The sequence below is a fragment of the Gramella sp. KN1008 genome (assembly GCF_004332155.1).
GTDB lineage: Bacteria > Bacteroidota > Bacteroidia > Flavobacteriales > Flavobacteriaceae > Christiangramia.
Window position 1 is genome coordinate 219,751 of record NZ_SJDV01000006.1, and the last position, 18,278, is coordinate 238,028.

At 42.7% G+C, this 18,278-nt stretch carries 16 protein-coding genes; all 16 read left to right on the forward strand.

What is annotated here, in order from left to right; all coding sequences use genetic code 11:
- Positions 1–420 precede the first annotated feature (420 nt).
- The 16 genes from nrfH (at position 421) to glp (ending at position 18,277) form a co-directional block, all read left to right on the forward strand.
- Positions 421–1,029 (forward strand): cytochrome c nitrite reductase small subunit, encoded by a 609-nt coding sequence (nrfH, locus tag EZJ28_RS12635; protein ID WP_131398392.1) that lies wholly within the window; start codon positions 421–423, stop codon positions 1,027–1,029.
- Positions 1,026–2,528 carry an ammonia-forming cytochrome c nitrite reductase gene (gene nrfA, locus EZJ28_RS12640; RefSeq protein WP_131398394.1) on the forward strand — a complete coding sequence of 501 codons (1,503 nt, stop codon included), beginning with the start codon at positions 1,026–1,028 and terminating at the stop codon, positions 2,526–2,528. The genes nrfH and nrfA overlap by 4 nt, the downstream gene beginning before the upstream one ends.
- 78 nt (positions 2,529–2,606) lie before the next feature.
- A complete protein-coding gene (gene ccsA, locus EZJ28_RS12645) occupies positions 2,607–5,750 on the forward strand; it encodes a cytochrome c biogenesis protein (RefSeq protein WP_242670121.1) in 3,144 nt (1,047 codons plus the stop codon).
- Between the two features lie 179 nt (positions 5,751–5,929).
- Positions 5,930–7,207 carry an alginate export family protein gene (locus EZJ28_RS12650; protein WP_131398396.1) on the forward strand — a complete coding sequence of 426 codons (1,278 nt, stop codon included), beginning with the start codon at positions 5,930–5,932 and terminating at the stop codon, positions 7,205–7,207.
- Between the two features lie 232 nt (positions 7,208–7,439).
- The gene (locus EZJ28_RS12655) at positions 7,440–7,904 is read left to right on the forward strand and encodes a (2Fe-2S)-binding protein (protein WP_131398398.1); all 465 of its coding nucleotides are present in this window, start codon (positions 7,440–7,442) and stop codon (positions 7,902–7,904) included.
- 25 nt (positions 7,905–7,929) lie between these two features.
- Positions 7,930–10,206 (forward strand): molybdopterin cofactor-binding domain-containing protein, encoded by a 2,277-nt coding sequence (locus EZJ28_RS12660; RefSeq protein WP_131398400.1) that lies wholly within the window; start codon positions 7,930–7,932, stop codon positions 10,204–10,206.
- 16 nt (positions 10,207–10,222) lie between these two features.
- Positions 10,223–10,561, forward strand: a complete 339-nt coding sequence (locus EZJ28_RS12665; RefSeq protein WP_131398402.1) for a winged helix-turn-helix domain-containing protein — start codon at positions 10,223–10,225, stop codon at positions 10,559–10,561.
- A gap of 78 nt (positions 10,562–10,639) precedes the next feature.
- The gene (locus EZJ28_RS12670; protein WP_131398404.1) at positions 10,640–11,794 is read left to right on the forward strand and encodes a cysteine desulfurase family protein; all 1,155 of its coding nucleotides are present in this window, start codon (positions 10,640–10,642) and stop codon (positions 11,792–11,794) included.
- Complete coding sequence (locus tag EZJ28_RS12675; protein ID WP_131398406.1) at positions 11,791–12,945, forward strand: XdhC family protein; 1,155 nt, start codon at positions 11,791–11,793, stop codon at positions 12,943–12,945. Before EZJ28_RS12670 ends, EZJ28_RS12675 begins: the two co-directional genes overlap by 4 nt.
- Positions 12,942–13,550: an NTP transferase domain-containing protein gene (locus EZJ28_RS12680; protein WP_131398408.1), complete on the forward strand. Its 609-nt coding sequence runs from the start codon at positions 12,942–12,944 to the stop codon at positions 13,548–13,550. The genes EZJ28_RS12675 and EZJ28_RS12680 overlap by 4 nt, the downstream gene beginning before the upstream one ends.
- Positions 13,547–13,783 carry a MoaD/ThiS family protein gene (locus tag EZJ28_RS12685; protein WP_131398410.1) on the forward strand — a complete coding sequence of 79 codons (237 nt, stop codon included), beginning with the start codon at positions 13,547–13,549 and terminating at the stop codon, positions 13,781–13,783. Before EZJ28_RS12680 ends, EZJ28_RS12685 begins: the two co-directional genes overlap by 4 nt.
- Positions 13,783–14,793: a HesA/MoeB/ThiF family protein gene (locus tag EZJ28_RS12690; protein WP_131398412.1), complete on the forward strand. Its 1,011-nt coding sequence runs from the start codon at positions 13,783–13,785 to the stop codon at positions 14,791–14,793. Before EZJ28_RS12685 ends, EZJ28_RS12690 begins: the two co-directional genes overlap by 1 nt.
- A complete protein-coding gene (locus tag EZJ28_RS12695) occupies positions 14,786–15,229 on the forward strand; it encodes a molybdenum cofactor biosynthesis protein MoaE (RefSeq protein ID WP_131398414.1) in 444 nt (147 codons plus the stop codon). Before EZJ28_RS12690 ends, EZJ28_RS12695 begins: the two co-directional genes overlap by 8 nt.
- Positions 15,230–16,126, forward strand: a complete 897-nt coding sequence (gene moaCB / locus EZJ28_RS12700) for a bifunctional molybdenum cofactor biosynthesis protein MoaC/MoaB (protein WP_131398416.1) — start codon at positions 15,230–15,232, stop codon at positions 16,124–16,126.
- The gene (gene moaA / locus EZJ28_RS12705) at positions 16,119–17,111 is read left to right on the forward strand and encodes a GTP 3',8-cyclase MoaA (RefSeq protein ID WP_131398418.1); all 993 of its coding nucleotides are present in this window, start codon (positions 16,119–16,121) and stop codon (positions 17,109–17,111) included. Before moaCB ends, moaA begins: the two co-directional genes overlap by 8 nt.
- Positions 17,111–18,277, forward strand: coding sequence for a gephyrin-like molybdotransferase Glp (glp, locus tag EZJ28_RS12710; protein WP_131398420.1), 1,167 nt, complete (start codon positions 17,111–17,113; stop codon positions 18,275–18,277). Before moaA ends, glp begins: the two co-directional genes overlap by 1 nt.
- Position 18,278: the final 1 nt, after the last annotated feature.

Sequence of the window (18,278 nt, forward strand, 5' to 3'; positions counted from 1 at the left end):
ATCTAAAAAGTGTGGCTGACGCCACCCACCTCGAGTACACTTTAAAATTAAACCCGGTAAACTTTTAGTTTACCGGGTTTTTTAGTTTGTGACTTTCGCTATGTGAATTCCATTTTTAAAAAGGTGGCGTTTCACAATCATTTTGAAACATCCGGGACGCAAATTGCTAATAGTTAAGGAATTAATAATATGAGCTCGGATAATTGTTAATTTGTTCTTAATTTTAATTATGAAATATGCGATAAAGTTCCTATTTTCACTGGTGATTAGGTGCTTTTAAATTAGATATAGTGCTTTATATAAATATGACAAATGTCATCTTTTGCTATTAGTGGAGGTACTAAATTGCGCCTAGTTTCGTAGAGTTTGTGATAGGTTCTTTGTAAAGACCTAATCAATTAACTACTGACCTCAGAAAACATGAAATCATCTTTCAAAATTCTACCAGAACGCGGCTCGAATTGGCGGCAGATCGCACTATTCTTTATCGCGGTAATAATTGGATTGGGTCTTTTTATGATGAGAGAGGCCAGGGTAACTTCATATCTTTCTGACGATCCCCAGGCCTGCGTTAACTGTCATGTGATGACACCTGTTTATAACAGCTGGATGAATAGCTCTCACCGGGAATGGGCCAACTGTAACGATTGTCATGTGCCTCATGATAATTTGGCAAATAAATATTTTTTCAAAGCTAAAGACGGGTTATATCACGCATCTGTATTCACAGCCAGGGCAGAGCCCGATGTGATCAAGATGAAGGAGGCTTCACAGGAGGTAGTACAGCAAAACTGTATCCGTTGTCATGTACAACAGGTTACACAGGTTAAATACGATGGATGGATCGAAGATCACCAGGAAAAACGAACCGGAAGGCAATGCTGGAGCTGTCACAAGCAGGTACCACACGGAAAAATCCATGGTTTACATACCGTTAAATATAATCTAGCACCAATTCCAACCGATCAGGAAGAGATGGTTATTCCAGATTGGCTGGCAGAACAAACCACCAAAAAACCGCAAGAATGAAAAATAAAGTCCTTTTTATTGTTACGATTATAGTTGTGTTCCTGTTAGGACTGCTCGCCTCGAGTATCATCAACAGGAAATCTGAGGCAAAATATGAATTTGTGCCCAAGGTCGAAATTGCTGAAAACGAGCCCAGAAATGAGGTGTGGGGAGAGAACTATCCAAAGGAATATCAGTCTTATCTTCAAACCAAGGATACAACCTTTAAATCCTATCAGGGAGGTTCGGCGATGATCGATGTTCTGGAAGAAGATCCTAACCTGGTAATTCTTTTTGCGGGTTACGGTTTCTCTAAGGATTATAACCAGGGACGTGGTCATGCATATGCAATTGAAGATATTCATAATACCTTAAGAACAGGTGGACCAAAAGGCGAAGGGGATGGCCCAATGCCATCTACATGCTGGACCTGTAAGAGTCCGGATGTTCCAAGATTGATGAATGAAATCGGTGTTGCAGAATTTTACAGCGGCAAATGGGCTGATAAAGGACACGAGGTAGTCAATCCAATTGGATGTGCCGACTGTCATGATCCAAAAAGCATGAAGCTTCGCATTACAAGACCTGCTCTTGTTGAAGCTTTTGATGCAATGGGTAAGGATATTAACGATGCTACTCATAACGAGATGCGAAGCCTTGTTTGTGCCCAATGTCATGTGGAGTACTATTTCAATAAAAACCTTCCGGGCAAAGAAGGAGTTCCTTATCTCGTGTTCCCATGGAAAGAAGGAACCAGCGTGGAAGATATGGAAAGGTATTATGATAATATGGAGTTTTCAGACTGGACACACCAGTTAAGCAAGGCTCCAATGTTAAAGGCTCAGCATCCTGGCTATGAGACTTTCGTGACAGGTGTGCATGCCGATAGAGGCGTGTCCTGTGCAGATTGCCATATGCCTTATAAGAGCGAAGGTGGACAAAAATTCACCGATCATCATATTCAGTCTCCGCTTAACAATACCTCAAATGCATGCCAGGTATGTCACAGGGAGGAGTCTAAGAAACTCATTGCGAACGTTTACGAAAGACAGAAAAAAGCATCTGAAAACAGGTTGAAACTGGAGGATCTTCTGGTAAGAGCTCATCTTGAAGCTAAAAAGTGCTGGGAGCTGGGTGCTACCGAAGAGCAAATGAAAGATATACTTACAGATATACGTCACGCACAATGGCGCTGGGATTTTTCAGCTGCAGCGCATGGAGCTTCCTTCCATTCTCCGGTGGAGATCGCAAGGGTAATTGGTGGCGGACTTGTAAAAGCTCAGGACGCCAGACTTAAGCTAAGTCGTGTCCTGGCAGACCTTGGTCATAATAAACCGGTTGAAATGCCCGATATTGATACCAAAGAAAAAGCCCAGAAATATATAGGTCTTGATATGGAAAAACTTGAAGCGGAAAAGGAAAGCTTCAAGGAAAATCTTCTTCCTAAATGGATGGAAAGAGCCAAAGAACGTCAAGCTGAAATGGATATTAAAAAAGCGGTTACTTCGACAGAAGACTAAAAATAAAGATTGATTAACTGTAGAGGCACCTTCTGAAACAAAGGTGTCTCTATATTTTATAGAGTAAAAGAAATTGCAATGAAAAAGTTATACAGGATCTTTGCCTCCCCGGTACTGGCCATAATATTGTTGTTTGCATATGCCGTGGCGATGGCGGTCGCTACTTTCGTGGAAAACGATTTTGGAACTTCAACGGCCTGGCAGCTTATCTATGATTCCCTATGGTTTGAATTGATCATGCTGGGACTGGGACTGAGCTTCGCTGCAAATATTTTTAAATATAACCTCTGGAGAAAGGAAAAATGGCCGATCCTCTTATTCCATCTCGCCTTTATAGTGATCCTTCTTGGGGCGGGAATTACCCGGTATACTTCCTATGGCGGAATTATGCGTATTCGTGAAGGCGCAACCTCCAATACCATAATTTCAGATGCCAATTTTCTGAAGTTCACCCTAAGTGATAATAATGATTCAAAGACTCTTGAAAAGCGTATTAATTTCTCTCCGATTGGTGATAATGATTTTTCCATTGAAACTGACTTCAACGGTGAGCCTGTAAGCGTTAGCTATAATGAATTTGTAGCCGATGCCGTACCTGAAATAGTTGATGATACTGAAGACGGAAGACCTATGCTTCAAATGGTAGTTTCGGCAGGGAGCCGGCGCCAGACCGTTTTCCTTGAAAAGGGGGAAATTGAGAATATTGGCGAGCACAATCATTTGGTTGGCTTCGAGGCAGACCAGGAGGGAGTGATCAATATTATTGAAGAGAATGGGAGTTTTAAAATAAGGTCTCCACGGAATCTTGGAACCTTTGTTATGGCTACCGAAACTGCCGGAACCCTGGCAAAGGATAGTTTACATACCATGCCCTTACGTACTTTGTACAGAGATGGAGACGCTTCATTCGTTCCTTTGTCCTACCATCCTAAAGCTGCCATTAAACTGGTAAGCGAATCTGAAAAACCTAAAGACAATGATGAGATCAAAGATGATGCGCTCATTTTGAATGTGAAGGTGGGAGAGCAAGAAGAAGAGGTCAGCCTGCTCTATCGGGAAGGTTTTCTGCCTTCTCAGCATGAAGTGGAGGTGAATGGGACTCAAGTGATCCTGTCTTATGGTTCGAAGGCTCTTACCACTCCTTTTGCCATTCAGCTTGAAGATTTTCAGCTGGAACGCTATCCTGGATCCACGAGTCCGTCATCATATGCAAGTGAAGTGAAGGTGCTGGACGACGGAAAGGAAATACCACATCGCATCTATATGAACAATGTACTGGATTACGAAGGCTACAGGTTTTTCCAGGCAAGTTATGATACCGATGAAAAGGGAACGGTGCTGGCGGTGAATCACGATGCCCCGGGCACCTATGTTACCTATGCAGGGTATTTTCTCATGATGATCGGGATGTTCTTTACGCTCTTCGGAAGGGCTTCAAGGTTCACCCAGATTAATAAGAAACTAAAGAAAATGAAGACGCTAAGCATGTTGCTTTTGCTTCTGGGGCTTTCTGCCGGAATGCAGGCTCAGGAATCTCACCCTGAGATCACCATAGATATTATTGAAGACCAGGCTGTGAATGAACAACATGCCGAAATGTTCGGAAGACTCATGGTTCAGGATCTGGATGGACGTATTAAACCTGTTAATACCCTGGCATCAGAATTCTTAAGAAAACTCACCCGGAAGCCCTACTTCAAATTCAGCAAGGAAGGAGGAACCATAAGCTTAAGTGCAGACCAGGCATTTCTGGCAATGCATACTTCTCCCAATGTGTGGCAGTATATCCCCTTGATCAAAATAGACAGGGATAAGGCAGGAGGCGCTTTTTCGGCACTGGAGTTCAGTGAAAACGGGATGGTCTCCTTTGCCCAGCTACTTGACGAGGACGGAAATTATATGCTTGCAAAGGCAATAGAGGATGCAAATCAGAAAAAACCGGCAGAACGTAACGAGTTGGACAAGGAGGTGATCAAGGTAGACGAACGTTTCAATATTCTATATAATGTTTTTGCGGGTCATTATCTCAAAATATTTCCTAACAGTAATGATGATACCAATAAATGGTATAGTCCTACTCATGACTTTAATGACTTTCCAGTAGAGGATACCCGTTTTGCGAAAGGAATAATTCCGGGTTATTTTAATGATGTAAAGAACAGGGATTGGGCCGCTGCCAGTGAAAAACTGTCTTATATCAAGAAGTTCCAGGATGTTCTGGGAGTTGATATAATTCCCAGCCGCAAGCGTGTGGAAGCCGAGATATGGTACAATGAGCTGAATCTCAATTTCTGGTTATTCCAAATTTATTTCACCGTTGGAGCCATACTTTTATTGCTGGCCATTGTAAAGATCTTTATAAAAAATAAAGCGATAGAGATTGCGTGGAATACTTTGATCCTGATAACGCTTATCAGCTTTCTGACTTTTACCGGCAATATCATTTTACGCTGGTATGTAGCCCAGCATGCGCCATGGAGTAATGGCTATGAAATGCTGGTCTTTGTAGCCTGGACGCTACTGCTTTGCGGATTGCTTACCTTCAGAAAATCTGATTTCGCCCTGCCTCTCGCTACTCTCTTTACCGGAGCCCTTTTATTTGTTAGTTATCTGGACTGGCTGAATCCTGAGATCACCAATTTGATGCCCGTGCTTAAATCATCTTTCTGGTTGAAAGTTCACGTGGCAACTATTGTGAGTAGTTATGCGCCTTTGGCACTTTCAGCAATTCTGGGCTTAATGGCTCTGCTGCTGATAATTTTCAGAACTCCGGGCTCCCAGAAAAGGATCAATGTCAAGATCAGGGAAATCACTTATATCAACGAGATATCCATGACCATAGGGTTGTTTGTACTGGCTGTAGGGACCTTCCTTGGCGGGGTCTGGGCTAATGAGTCCTGGGGCCGTTACTGGGCGTGGGATCCCAAGGAGACCTGGGCGCTTATAAGTATCATCGTATACACAGTGGTATTGCACCTGCGCTTTATTCCGGCATTACGAGGTAGATTCGTGCTCAATGCAGTGAGTGTTTTTGCCTTTGGTTCTATAATTATGACCTCTTTCGGGGTTAACTATTATTTATCCGGGTTGCATAGTTATGCGGCTGGAGATCCGCTACCCATACCTTCATTTATTTATGTGATCGTTGCGGCTCTCACAGCCATTGCGATCCTTGCGTTTTTCAGGGACAGGAACTACAGGAAGTCACGACTTTCAGCCTAATAGGCATGGAGTAGAACAATAATGGTATTGAAACACCCAAAACTTTTACTATAAAATAGACTTATTTCCTGCAATTCCTTGAAATATGCAGATGGATTTTATCCTAAATGATCAAAGTCATATTTATCTATTGAATATGTGTCAATATTTGCTAATCAAAAAAAATAATTCAATCTCTCATGACTAATCCTACCTTTAAACTATTACTGGTATTTCTGTTAATAGTAAATGCAGCTGTTGCACAGACTTTTGAAGCCGATGCTGATGTAAGGGCCCGTTTTGAATACCGCCATGGTTTTAATAATCTTTTTCCCGATAATGCCGATCCGGCTGCCTTCGTACAGCAGCGAACCAGGTTGAATTTGGGGTATGCGACTGAAAAATTGAAGTTGTTCATAGCCGTACAGGATGTAAGCACCTGGGGAGACACCCGCCAGATCCTACCGGTAGATGGTAATGATTCCTTTTCATTATTTCAGGCCTATGCTTTGTTGAACTTCAATGAAAACTGGTCAACAAAGGTGGGGAGACAGTCCATTTCTTATGATAACCAGCGAATATTTGGTGGATTAGACTGGGCTATGCAGGGACGTTTTCATGATGCAGCCATTCTGAAGTACCAAAAGGATGGTTTTAATATGGATCTGGGAGCGGCATATAGTCAGGAAAAACCGGTAAACGAAGGAAATGCTTACCTCATATCCGGATTTTTTACTTATAAGACCATGCAATATGCATATCTGAAGAAAGCCTGGGAAAAAAGTTCTGCAAGTTTTCTGTTCCTGAATAACGGTTTTCAGGATTATACAGGTCCAGATAATGACATCCCTGAAGGTGTTTACTATCGCCACACTATGGGAAGTTATTTCGAATTCCCCATACAAAATGTGAAAATGGCCGGTAGTGCATACTATCAGTTCGGAAAAGCCAATGGCACTACCGATCTTTCAGCCTACGAGCTTTCACTGGAGGCTACTTTTAAACCCGGAAGTACTCTCTTTGGACTTGGAATGGAAATGTTAAGCGGAACCGATCAGGAAGGTGATTCCAGGAACAGGTCATTCTTCCCTTTATACGGGACCAATCATAAGTTCAATGGCTTTATGGACTACTTTTACGTAGGGAATCATGCCAATAATGTTGGTTTGAACGATATGTATGCTAAAGCGGTTTTTGATACCGGGGAGAAATCGAATCTTTTGCTAAAAACTCATTATTTCATGTCTAATGCTGAACTACAGAATGATGCTGATAGGTATCTGGGAACCGAAGTGGATCTTGTCTACACTAATAATATCATGAAATATGTGAAGTTGGGCATGGGTTATTCCCATATGTTCGCCTCAGATAGTATGAGTTTGATTAAGGGAGGCAGACCAAACGATAACACTAATAACTGGGCCTGGGTTCAGCTAATCGTTAATCCTAAATTATTCACAGTAGATTTTAACAAGTAGAATAGTTTAACTACCATACAGAAAATAATATTTAAAACCCTGGAAATTACTTCCGGGGTTTTTCTTTTTTAGACTCTGAAATTAGGAAAAGACAGACTCGATTAGTTTAAAATGTGGGTTTTCAAAAAAAGCTTCTCTTAATTTTTCAGAATCAGGATTCATTTGCAATAAAATTGAAGATCAGGCTGGTATCTTATGGAATTTATTAGTAATTTTTGAAAAAATTAAGGTCATGGCGGAATTTAGTTTAAGAATTAATGGCAAGAGCCATACGGTTGAGGCAGCACCTGATACACCCCTGCTTTGGGTATTACGGGATCATTTAAAACTCGTAGGGACAAAATATGGCTGCGGGATAGCCCAGTGTGGTGCCTGTACTGTCCATCTCGATGGAACTGCAATCAGATCCTGTCAGCTACCCGTTTCATCTGCTGAAGATAGCGAGATCACTACAATTGAGGGTCTTTCGGAAAATGGAGATCATCCTGTACAAAAAGCCTGGTTGGAGCATGACGTGCCACAATGTGGCTATTGCCAGGCAGGGCAGATAATGTCTGCGGCTGCCTTATTGGAACGTAATCCTTCTCCAAGCGATGAGGAAATTGAGTCTGCCATGAATGGGAATATTTGCCGTTGTGGAACGTATACCAGGATCAAAGCAGCTATAAAAACAGCCTCGAATTCTAAGATAGCCTAAGCAGTTGAATTAAAAGCACAAAACAATGAGTAAAGTAAGAACAGGAATTGGAAGAAGGTCTTTTATCAAAAGTGTTTCGATTGCAGGAGGCGGACTGATGATTGGCTTTAACTGGATGGCATGTAAAAGAGCTGCGGAAGATGGCTCAGAGGAGATGGTCATGGAAATGCCCGATGAATGGTTTGAGCTGAACGGGTATTTGAAAATTGGAGACAACGGAATTGTAACTATTTATTCCCCAAACCCGGAGATAGGTCAGAATGTAAAAACTTCAATGCCTATGATCGTTGCTGAAGAGCTGGATGTGGACTGGGACAATGTGATCGTGGAACAGGCGCCGCTGAATACAGATATTTTTACGCGTCAGTTGGCCGGAGGTAGCCAGTCTATACGTCAGGGTTGGGAATCATTGAGAACAGCCGGGGCTACAGCCAGGCAAATGTTGTTGACGGCTGCCGCGAATGAATGGGAAGTGCCTATTTCTGAACTTTCAGTAGAAAAAGGGATGATTAATCATAAGGGCAGTAAAAGATCTATCGGTTATGGAGAGATCGCCAAAGCTGCCGCTCAGATCGAGGTTCCGGAAGAAGTTGAGCTTAAGAACAATGATGATTTTAAGATCATTGGAACCTCAAGAAAGAATGTGGATGCGAAAAAGATCGTAACCGGCCAGCCACTTTATGGTCTGGATACATATAAAGACGGAATGCTTATCGCGATGGTGGTGCAGCCACCGGCCTTCGGAATGGAGTTTAAGTCCATGGATGCAGAAAGAGTAAAGGAAATGCCGGGCATTACTGACGTTTTTACCATAGACACCTATCCTGAAGACATGGAAAAGGAATGGAGCGATGTAGCTGCATTTTCCAAACTGGTCGTAATTGTAGGTGAATCAACCTGGCAGGTCATGGAGGCTAAGAAAGAGCTGAAGGTAGAGTGGGATCTGAACCCCGAGCTCACCAAACAGGTGGAGATCCTTGAAAAATCTGCGGGGATGGATGATGTTAGCGGATTGGAAAGCACTGATATCCATACTTCCTTAATGGCCGAGATCGGTTCTAAGAATGCTGAAGTAGTAAGGCGTGACGGTGATCCTGAAAAGGCTTTTCAGAACGCTTCGCGAGTAATAGAGCGTACCTACACCTGTCCCTTCCTGGCACATAACTGTATGGAGCCTATGAACTTTTTCGCTGATGCAACCGATGAAAAGGCTGAATTATACGGGCCTATCCAGACTCCTGAGTTTGCAGAAAAAAGTGTGAATAAGAGACTGGGTCTGGAACTTGAGGATATAGATATTCAAATGAGCCGTATGGGTGGAGGTTTTGGCCGCAGGCTTTACGGGCACTTCCTGGTAGAAGCAGCGGTGATCTCCCAGAAAATGGGAAAACCTATAAAACTTGTTTATACCCGGGAAGATGATATGACCAATGGCGTGTATCGTCCCGCCTATCATGTGACCTATCGCGCAGCACTTGACGGCAATAATAAACTTACCGCTTTTCATGTGAATGCAGGAGGTATTCCTGAAAGCCCGCTTTTTGCCAATCGTTTCCCTGCGGGAGCAATAGATAATTACCTGGCTGAAAGCTGGACGCTTGAATCCAATATCTCGGTTGGTGCATTCAGAGCTCCGAGATCTAATTTTATTGCTGGGGCAGAGCAGTCATTTCTGGATGAACTGGCTGAAGAAATGGGGCAGGATCCTATTCAGTTTCGTCTGGATTTATTGGACCGGGCTAAGAAAGACCCGGTTGGAGAAGAGAACGATTATGACGCGGCCCGTTATGCAGGAGTTCTTGAAATGGTAAGAGATAAGGCTGGATGGGAGAATGGAAATTCCTCAAAAGCTCGCGGAGTTTCCGCTTATTATTGTCATAATTCCTATGTAGCTCAGATCCTTGATATGACGGTCGAAAATAATGAGCCTTTGATCGATAAGGTAACCTGTGCCGTGGATTGCGGTATTGTAGTGAATCCTGATGCCGCGAAGAACATGGTGGAAGGAGGAACTATTGATGGTATTGGTCATGCGCTTTACAGTGAGATGACCTTTAAAGAAGGAATACCACAGCAGAGCAATTTCGATAAATACAGGCTTATCCGCCACAGGGAAGCACCCACAACTATAGACGTACATTTTGTGGATAACGGAATAGATCCAACCGGATTAGGTGAGCCGCCATTCCCGCCTATCATGGGAGCTCTGGCAAATGCTTTATATAAGGCAACCGGAAAAAGATTTTATAAACAGCCGTTTATTTCACAAATGAATGGTGAAACCAAAGAGCTAAAGACCTGATGGAATTCTTTCTGGTATGAAGAAGATCAAATTCAAATGCTGGGTGGAGAATGATGGTGGGAAGTTTTATGGTCCGGGACCTAATGAGCTTATAAAGCAAATTCAGAAAGAAGGTTCGTTGTCTAAAGCTGCTGGAAAAATGAATATGTCATACCGGAAAGCCTGGGATATTGTTCAGCGATTAAATGATAATTCTGGAGAACTATTCGTTATTCTGAAAAAGGGAGGGCAGCATGGAGGAGGAGCTGAAGTTACCTCTTATGCGCTGGAGGTGATGAGGGAGTATGAAAAAATGGAAAAGCATTTCTGTGAGCTCGCTAAGGAACAAAATGAATTCATAAAGCTTTTAAAATAAAATTGAGGGCTGAGGTTTTTCTTAGGATTTCATTAAATTGGATATCGATATATAAGTAAATACATAACGCTTTTTTAAATGACCTCTGGAAAAAAGATATATCTGGATTATAATGCGACGACACCTGTAGACCCTCGTGTAGTAGAGGTCATGTTGCCTTATTTTTCTGAGAGATTCGGAAATGCAAGTAGCGATCATGTCTTTGGATGGGAAGCAGATGAAGCGGTGGAAAATTCCAGGGAAAGTATTTCTAAGCTGGTAAATTGTAAGGCATCAGAGATCACCTTCACATCAGGCGCTACGGAAGCAGCGAATATCGCTCTATTCGGTTTCTGTAAAAGGAACAGGTATAAAGGCAATCATATCATTACCTGCAAAACAGAACACAAGGCCATCCTTGATACTATGAATGCCCTGGAAAATGAGGGTTTTGATATCACTTATTTAGATGTGGATCCTGAGGGAAAAATCGATCCAGAGGAATTAAAGAATTCATTTAAGTCCAAAACCATCCTGATATGCCTGATGCTGGCGAATAATGAGACCGGACTTCTTCATCCCATTGCTGAAATTCAGAAACTGGCCGGAACCAGTGGTATAAAACTGATGTGTGATATCACACAGGCGGTTGGTAAAATTCCTGTTGATCTGAATAGATTAGGGATAGATATGGCGGTTTTTTCATCCCACAAACTGTATGGGCCTAAAGGTGCCGGGGCGCTGTATATAAGTAAGAAAAATAAGCCTGAAATTGATCCGGTAGTTTTTGGAGGAGGACAGGAAAAAGGATTACGGCCGGGGACTCTTAATGTTCCGGCTATAGTTGGTTTTGGGAAAGCCGCAGAGATCGCTTTTGAGGAAATGGATAAGGAAGCAGAGAGAGTTAGAGATTTAAGAAATGAAATGGAGGAGCTTCTTAAAGAAATTGAAGATGTGAGTATCAACTGCCGGGATGCGGAAAGACTTCCCAATACGAGCAATATTACTTTCAGGAATATCAATGGGACCAAACTTCTTAGAAAACTGAATAAACTGGCAGTTTCCCGGGGTTCGGCCTGTTCTTCCAATACGCTTAGGCCATCTCATGTATTGAAGGCAATGGGGTTAAGCGATGAAGAAGCCCTGTCTTCATTGAGGATAAGTCTTGGAAGGAACACAAACGAAGAGGATATTCAGCAGGCAGTTGAAGAGATAAGGGAAGCTGTTAAAAACCTAAAGGCTGAGGTAGTATGAGAGAACTGGATGCCATAATATCACAATATGAACTTTTAAAGGCTAAAGGTACCGGGGTCGTTCTGGCTACGGTAGTACATGTTGAAGGTTCATCTTACCGCAGGGCCGGCGCCAGGATGCTGGTGGATGAGTTTGGGAATATTACCGGTGCGATCAGTGGCGGCTGCCTGGAGGGCGACGCGCTGCGCAAAGCCTTGCATGCCTGGCATCAGCAGAAGAATAAGCTGATAACTTATGACACGAGTGACGAGGATGACGCCGTGATAGGCGCTCAGCTGGGTTGCAACGGCATCATCCAGGTCTTGTTTGAACCGGTCGATTTTCGGGACGATCAGAATCCCTGTGAACTTTTGAAGAAGATCATTGAACTGGAAGAACCGGTCGCGATTGCGATCAGGTTTAATCTGGACAGATCTAAAGATCAGCCAGGAACCGGTTTTTTTATCAGGCAGAACTTTGAGATAATCGGCAAAAAACCTGAAAAAGAGCTAATGGATCTTATTCTCAACCAATCATATTCAGCTTTAAAGGACGGCAAGTCTCTTTTTACTGAACTATTCCTTCAGGATAAGACAGAACATATTTTTATTCAGAATTATCAGCCTCCTGTAAAACTGATAATTGTCGGTGCGGGAAATGATGCCCAGATCCTGGCGCAACAGGCCGGGCTGTTAGGATGGGACGTGATCGTGACCGATGGCAGGCCAACTCATGCGAATAAGGAAAGGTTTGCCGGTTCGTGTCAGGTGATTGTTTCAAAACCTGAAGAGACGCTGGAAAATATCAAACCCGATAACCGAAGCTGTTTTGTTTTGATGAGCCATAATTACAATTATGACCTTGCCGTATTGAAACTGCTTCTGCCTGAAAAAGAGGTGCCATATATCGGTATTCTTGGGCCACATAAAAAATATGAACGAATGCTGGGAGATCTGAATGAAAGCGGTTTTGAGCTGAAGAATGAAGTTTTAAATAAGATCCATGCTCCCGTAGGACTGGAGATCGGGGCTGAAACACCGGCTGAAATAGGGCTCTCGATATTAGCGGAAATTCAAACCGTTTTAACCGGTAAAAGCGCCAGACCTTTAAGGGAAAAAAAGTCTCCGATACATGAGAAGAAGGATAATGATTTTAAAAAGATAAAGGTTTGACAGGAGATTCTAAAATAGGAGTGGTTATTCTGGCGGCAGGAGCTTCGAGCAGGCTTGGTAGCCCAAAACAGCTGGTTGAATTTCATGGTAAGGCCCTGCTTCAGCATATGATCGATATTGCAGCTTCTATGGATTTTTACTCTAAAGTGCTGGTATTGGGGGCTAATTTAGATCAGGTAAAAGACGGGATAGATTCTGCTGATTTTGCAGTAGTGAATAATGACGACTGGGAAAAAGGAATGGCATCCAGTATAAGGAAGGGCTTGAAAAGATCCCTTGAAATTGAAGAGGAACTGGATCATTTGCTTATCCTTCTTTCCGATCAGCCGTTCGTTACAAAGGAAGAGATCAGGAAGTTGATTTCAAGGCAACTTCAAAATGATATTAAGGCCACATTTTCACAATACAATGAAGATATTGGGGTTCCGGCAATTTTTTCAAAAGAAGCTTTTTCAGACCTTAGAAATCTGAGAGGTGACCATGGAGCTAAAAAACTGATCTATCAGAAGGAATTTGAATTTAAGACAGTGAGATTTCAGAAAGGTGATTTTGATGTGGACACAAAAGAGGATGTTGAATTATTAAAGCAGCTGGAAAACAAATGAAAATAAGGCTAAGATACTTTGGAATGATAGCAGAGTCTGCCGGGAAGAACGATGAGGTCCTGGAGCTGAATGACGGGATATCTGCAAAAGAACTTAAAGCCCGGCAAATAGAAAGGTTTGAGCTGCCCGACCCGGAATCGGTGCAGATCGCGGTAAACCAGAATTTAGAAGAAGAAGTCGAATTAAAAGATGGCGATGAGGTGGCCTTTTTGCCACCATTCGCAGGAGGATAATGAGATACGACAGACAAATAAAGCTGAAAGGCATTGGTGAAGAAGGTCAGGAAAGACTCAGGAAGGCCCGGGTTCTGATCGTTGGCGTGGGCGGCCTCGGTTGCCCGGCGGCTCAGTATCTGGCGGGTGCCGGTATTGGCAGTATCGGCCTGGTGGATCATGACAGAATTTCCTTTTCCAATCTTCACCGTCAGTTACTATTCGGTGAGGAAGATATTGGCAGATCAAAGGCTCTGGTAGCTAAGGAAAAACTCCAGCAAATTAATTCTGAAATTGAAATTGAGGTTTTTGAGCAGGCGCTGAATATGGAAAATGCCGAAAGATTATTTCAGGAATATGATATCATTCTGGATGGGACCGATAATTTTGAAACCAAATATCTTATAAACGATGCCAGTATCCTTACAGGGAAGCCGTGGGTTTATGCTTCGATATATAAAAATGAAGGTCAGCTTTCGGTTTTTAATTATCAGGATGGGCCATCCTATCGCTGTCTTTTTCCAAAGACTACAAGTGAGAACATTAGTTGCGAGGAGACCGGCGTGCTTGGGATAACCCCGGGTTTACTGGGGATAATGCAGGCTACAGAAGTTCTGAAGATCATACTGGATCTTGGAGATGTGTTTTCAGGAAAGCTGAAACTTATCAATGTTCTTTCAGGATCTCAACAGGTACTGAAGATCAAAAAAAGGCAGGAAGAAATTGAAAAAATCAGGGAACATGGTATCATCCCGGTACGTATCGAATGTACACTTAATGATGAAACAAGGACTTACCTTGATATTCGGGAAATTTTTGAACAGCCGAAAATACGATCGGAGAATGTCATTCAAATCCCTCTAAGTGATCTTCAGGATCGGTTATGGGAAATTCCGAAGCAGGATGAAATTCTGGTCTTCTGCCAGTCGGGTAAAAGAAGCCGGAAGGTTGTTGAACTGCTGGAAAGAGAATATGGCTTTGAAAATCTGAAAAATGTTGAAGGAGGTATAGAAACAATAATTAATGGATAAGAAGAAACCAAAGAAAGTATTCGTTCAGGGAGCAATTCCCCCCGAAAAGATAGCCGGTTCCATTGCGAATCATCAGTCGAAGACCAATATTGGTGCTCACAGCATCTTTCTTGGGCAGATAAGGGCAGATGAGATCGAAGGGAAAACAGTGGCAGCTATCGATTATTCAGCTTATGAAGAAATGGCTGAAAAGGTATTTCATGAGATAAGAGAAACCGCTTTTTCAAAATTTGATATTACCTGTGCTCATATCTATCATAGTCTTGGAACGGTAAAGACCGGCGAATTATGCCTTTTCGTTTTTACCTCTTCGGCCCACAGGAAAATCGCGATAGAAGCCTGCAATTATTTTGTGGAAGAGATAAAGGCTAAGGTTCCCATTTTTGGAAAGGAGATATTTGAGGATGAAACTCATCAATGGAAAGTAAATAAATAGATGGTTGATATTACCCATAAAATAACAACGCTAAGGCAAGCCACCGCTATTGCTGTGGTAAGAACCTCCAGCGAGGAGACTATCAAAGCGATAAGGGAGAACAGGGTTCCAAAAGGCAATGTTTTTGAAATGGCTAAGGCTGCCGGATTACTTGGGGTGAAGAAAACTCCCGAACTGTTGCCGGATTGCCATCCCCTTCCGATTGAATATACTGGGATAGATTATGAAATTGACGGACTGGAGATTCAAATTTCGGTAACTGTAAAGACGATATATAAGACCGGGGTTGAGGTTGAAGCCATGCATGGGGCGAGCATAGTTGCGCTTACCATGTATGATATGCTGAAGCCAATCGATAAGAATGTAGAGATAGGCACGATAAAACTTCAGAACAAAAAAGGCGGAAAATCTTCTTTTAAAGTGAAAACCGAAGGTTTGACTGCCCGTGTCGTGGTGTGCTCTGATACGATTTCAAAGGGAGAAGGTGAGGATAAAGCTGGAAAAACCATTGTCTCGAAACTTGAAACACTGGGAGTGAAAGCTGAAAAGATAATTATCCCTGATGAAGCTGACGAAATTAAATCGGTTCTTAATGGAAGCGATGAGGATATGATCATTTTTACGGGTGGAACTGGCGTGGGTCCAAGAGATGTTACACCCGAGACCATTCAGCCTATGCTGGATCTTCAGCTTAAGGGAGTGGAAGAACAAATGAGAAGTTACGGCCAGCAGCGAATGCCCTATGCTATGCTGTCAAGGTCGGTCGCGGGAATTAAGAACGGAAAAATGGTCCTGGCATTTCCGGGATCAACAAATGGCGCTGCCGAATGCATGGATGCGATATTTCCACACGTGTTACATGTTTTCAAAGTGCTGGAAGGGAAAAGACATGATTGAAAGGAAAAAGCAAATAGTAGATAATTTTGGAAGGCCACATACTTACCTTAGGATTTCACTGACAGACAGGTGTAATCTAAGATGTTTCTACTGTATGCCCGAAGATGGCGTGCAGCTTATTGAAAAGGAAAGTATAATGAGCCTGGAGGAGATCATAGAGCTCGCAAGGGTGTTCAGGGATCTGGGTGTTGATACTATCCGGCTCACCGGCGGAGAACCCCTAGTAAGGAAGAATTTTGGTTACCTGGTGGAAGAGTTGTCAAAACTTGGAGTGACTCTCAAGATTACCACAAACGGGATTATACTGGATAAATACCTTGAGCTGTTTCAGAAGATCGGTTTAAAGAAGATCAACCTGAGTCTGGATACCCTGGATAAGGCAAAGTCGGTTTTTATAACCAAGCGTGACTTCTTTGACCGTATCATGAGGAATCTGGAAAAAGCGCTGGAGATGGATATGCATATCAAACTGAATATTGTTCTGATAAAAGGTGTGAACGATAATGAGATCAATGATTTCATCGAACTTACCAGGCATAGGAATCTAACTGTTAAATTCATTGAATTCATGCCATTTAAAGGGAATAAGTGGGATTGGAGCAAAGGAGTTGGGAAAAAGGAGATACTTGATACGGTGTCAAATAGGTTTGGAGATATAGAAGAACTGGAGAATCCAAAGCACAGTACTTCCTCTAACTTCAAAGTGAAAGATCATACGGGAAGTTTCGCAATAGTAAGCACCATTACGAATCCTTTTTGCGATGAGTGTAACCGGATTCGTGTGACCGCAGATGGAAAAATGAAGAACTGTCTTTTTGCCAATTCCGAGACCGATCTGCTTACTCCTCTGAGAGGTGGAGCAGAAATGGAGAGTATTATCATCAATGCCATCAAGTCCAAGAAATATTCGAGAGACGGGATGGATGTTAAAATGGACGCCGATCATTATGAAAAGAACCGGTCCATGATTTCAATAGGAGGTTAATGGTAACGATCAAAGAAGCATTACAGATCATCAGAGATCAGCAGGTTGATCTACGAATCGAAAACAGGAACCTGGGTGAATGCCTGGGCTATTCCCTGGCCAAGGATATTTACGCGCCTTTTGATATCCCTTCATTTGATAATTCTGCCATGGATGGTTATGCGCTCTGTGGAATTTCCCTTAATTATGAGATCGTAGGAGAAGTTGCTGCCGGAAACCAAAGCGAGGTGGGGTTAAAAAAGGGAGAAGCAGTACGCATTTTCACGGGAGCTAAAGTTCCTGAAAATACTACGGCAGTGGTGATGCAGGAAAAGACAAGGGTGAAAGGGAACCGCTTATCTCTGGAACAGGAGCCTAAAGAAGGACAGAACATCAGGAAAAGAGGTGGAGAGCTCAGGAAAGATCAGGTGGTTTTTGAGAAATATTTTACCATTACTCCGGCCGGATTAGGGCTTATAGGTAGTTTGGGAATAGCTGAGGTGGAAGTCTTCCGGAAACCGGTGGTTAATATTATCACCACCGGAAATGAACTGGTTGAGCCCGGCAACCCCAGGGGAGAAGGACAGATCTATGAATCCAATAGTTTTGCACTGGCTGCCGCTATTGAGAAGCACGGATTTCAGTATCGGGAAAAGAAGCAGATAGAGGATGATTTTGAGAAAATTAAGGAAGGAATCCGGGCTTCGCTGGAAACATCAGATGTATTGATCCTTTCCGGCGGAATTTCGGTTGGAGACTACGATTTTGTGAAACAGGCTCTTGAAGAGAACGGAGTAAAAGAACAGTTCTATAAGGTATTTCAAAAACCAGGGAAACCTCTGTATTTTGGCAGGAAAGGAGAAAAGTATGTATTTGCCTTACCTGGAAACCCCGCTTCTTCCCTTAGCTGTTTTTATATATATGTCCTGCCAATGCTGTTCAGGTTAAGCGGATCTGAAAAGACGGGACTCGATCATTTTTCATTTCCCATCTCTCATGATTTTGAGAACAGGGCCGACCGCCCCTCATTTTTAAAGGCCAGAATACAGGAAGGTAAAGTTGAAATTTTGAACGCACAGAGTTCTTCCATGATCCAGTCTATGGCTTTGGGGAACACCCTGGCATTTATCGATGCTGAAACAAAACTGGCACAGGGAGACCAAATTGAATGTTTCTTAATCTCATAAA

Coding starts and splice junctions, on each gene's coding strand:
- nrfH (WP_131398392.1), top strand. CDS start 421: ATGAAATCATCTTTCAAAATTCTACCAGAACGCGGCTCGAATTGGCGG.
- nrfA (WP_131398394.1), top strand. CDS start 1,026: ATGAAAAATAAAGTCCTTTTTATTGTTACGATTATAGTTGTGTTCCTG.
- ccsA (WP_242670121.1), top strand. CDS start 2,607: ATGAAAAAGTTATACAGGATCTTTGCCTCCCCGGTACTGGCCATAATA.
- EZJ28_RS12650 (WP_131398396.1), top strand. CDS start 5,930: ATGACTAATCCTACCTTTAAACTATTACTGGTATTTCTGTTAATAGTA.
- EZJ28_RS12655 (WP_131398398.1), top strand. CDS start 7,440: ATGGCGGAATTTAGTTTAAGAATTAATGGCAAGAGCCATACGGTTGAG.
- EZJ28_RS12660 (WP_131398400.1), top strand. CDS start 7,930: ATGAGTAAAGTAAGAACAGGAATTGGAAGAAGGTCTTTTATCAAAAGT.
- EZJ28_RS12665 (WP_131398402.1), top strand. CDS start 10,223: ATGAAGAAGATCAAATTCAAATGCTGGGTGGAGAATGATGGTGGGAAG.
- EZJ28_RS12670 (WP_131398404.1), top strand. CDS start 10,640: ATGACCTCTGGAAAAAAGATATATCTGGATTATAATGCGACGACACCT.
- EZJ28_RS12675 (WP_131398406.1), top strand. CDS start 11,791: ATGAGAGAACTGGATGCCATAATATCACAATATGAACTTTTAAAGGCT.
- EZJ28_RS12685 (WP_131398410.1), top strand. CDS start 13,547: ATGAAAATAAGGCTAAGATACTTTGGAATGATAGCAGAGTCTGCCGGG.
- EZJ28_RS12690 (WP_131398412.1), top strand. CDS start 13,783: ATGAGATACGACAGACAAATAAAGCTGAAAGGCATTGGTGAAGAAGGT.
- EZJ28_RS12695 (WP_131398414.1), top strand. CDS start 14,786: ATGGATAAGAAGAAACCAAAGAAAGTATTCGTTCAGGGAGCAATTCCC.
- moaCB (WP_131398416.1), top strand. CDS start 15,230: ATGGTTGATATTACCCATAAAATAACAACGCTAAGGCAAGCCACCGCT.
- moaA (WP_131398418.1), top strand. CDS start 16,119: ATGATTGAAAGGAAAAAGCAAATAGTAGATAATTTTGGAAGGCCACAT.
- glp (WP_131398420.1), top strand. CDS start 17,111: ATGGTAACGATCAAAGAAGCATTACAGATCATCAGAGATCAGCAGGTT.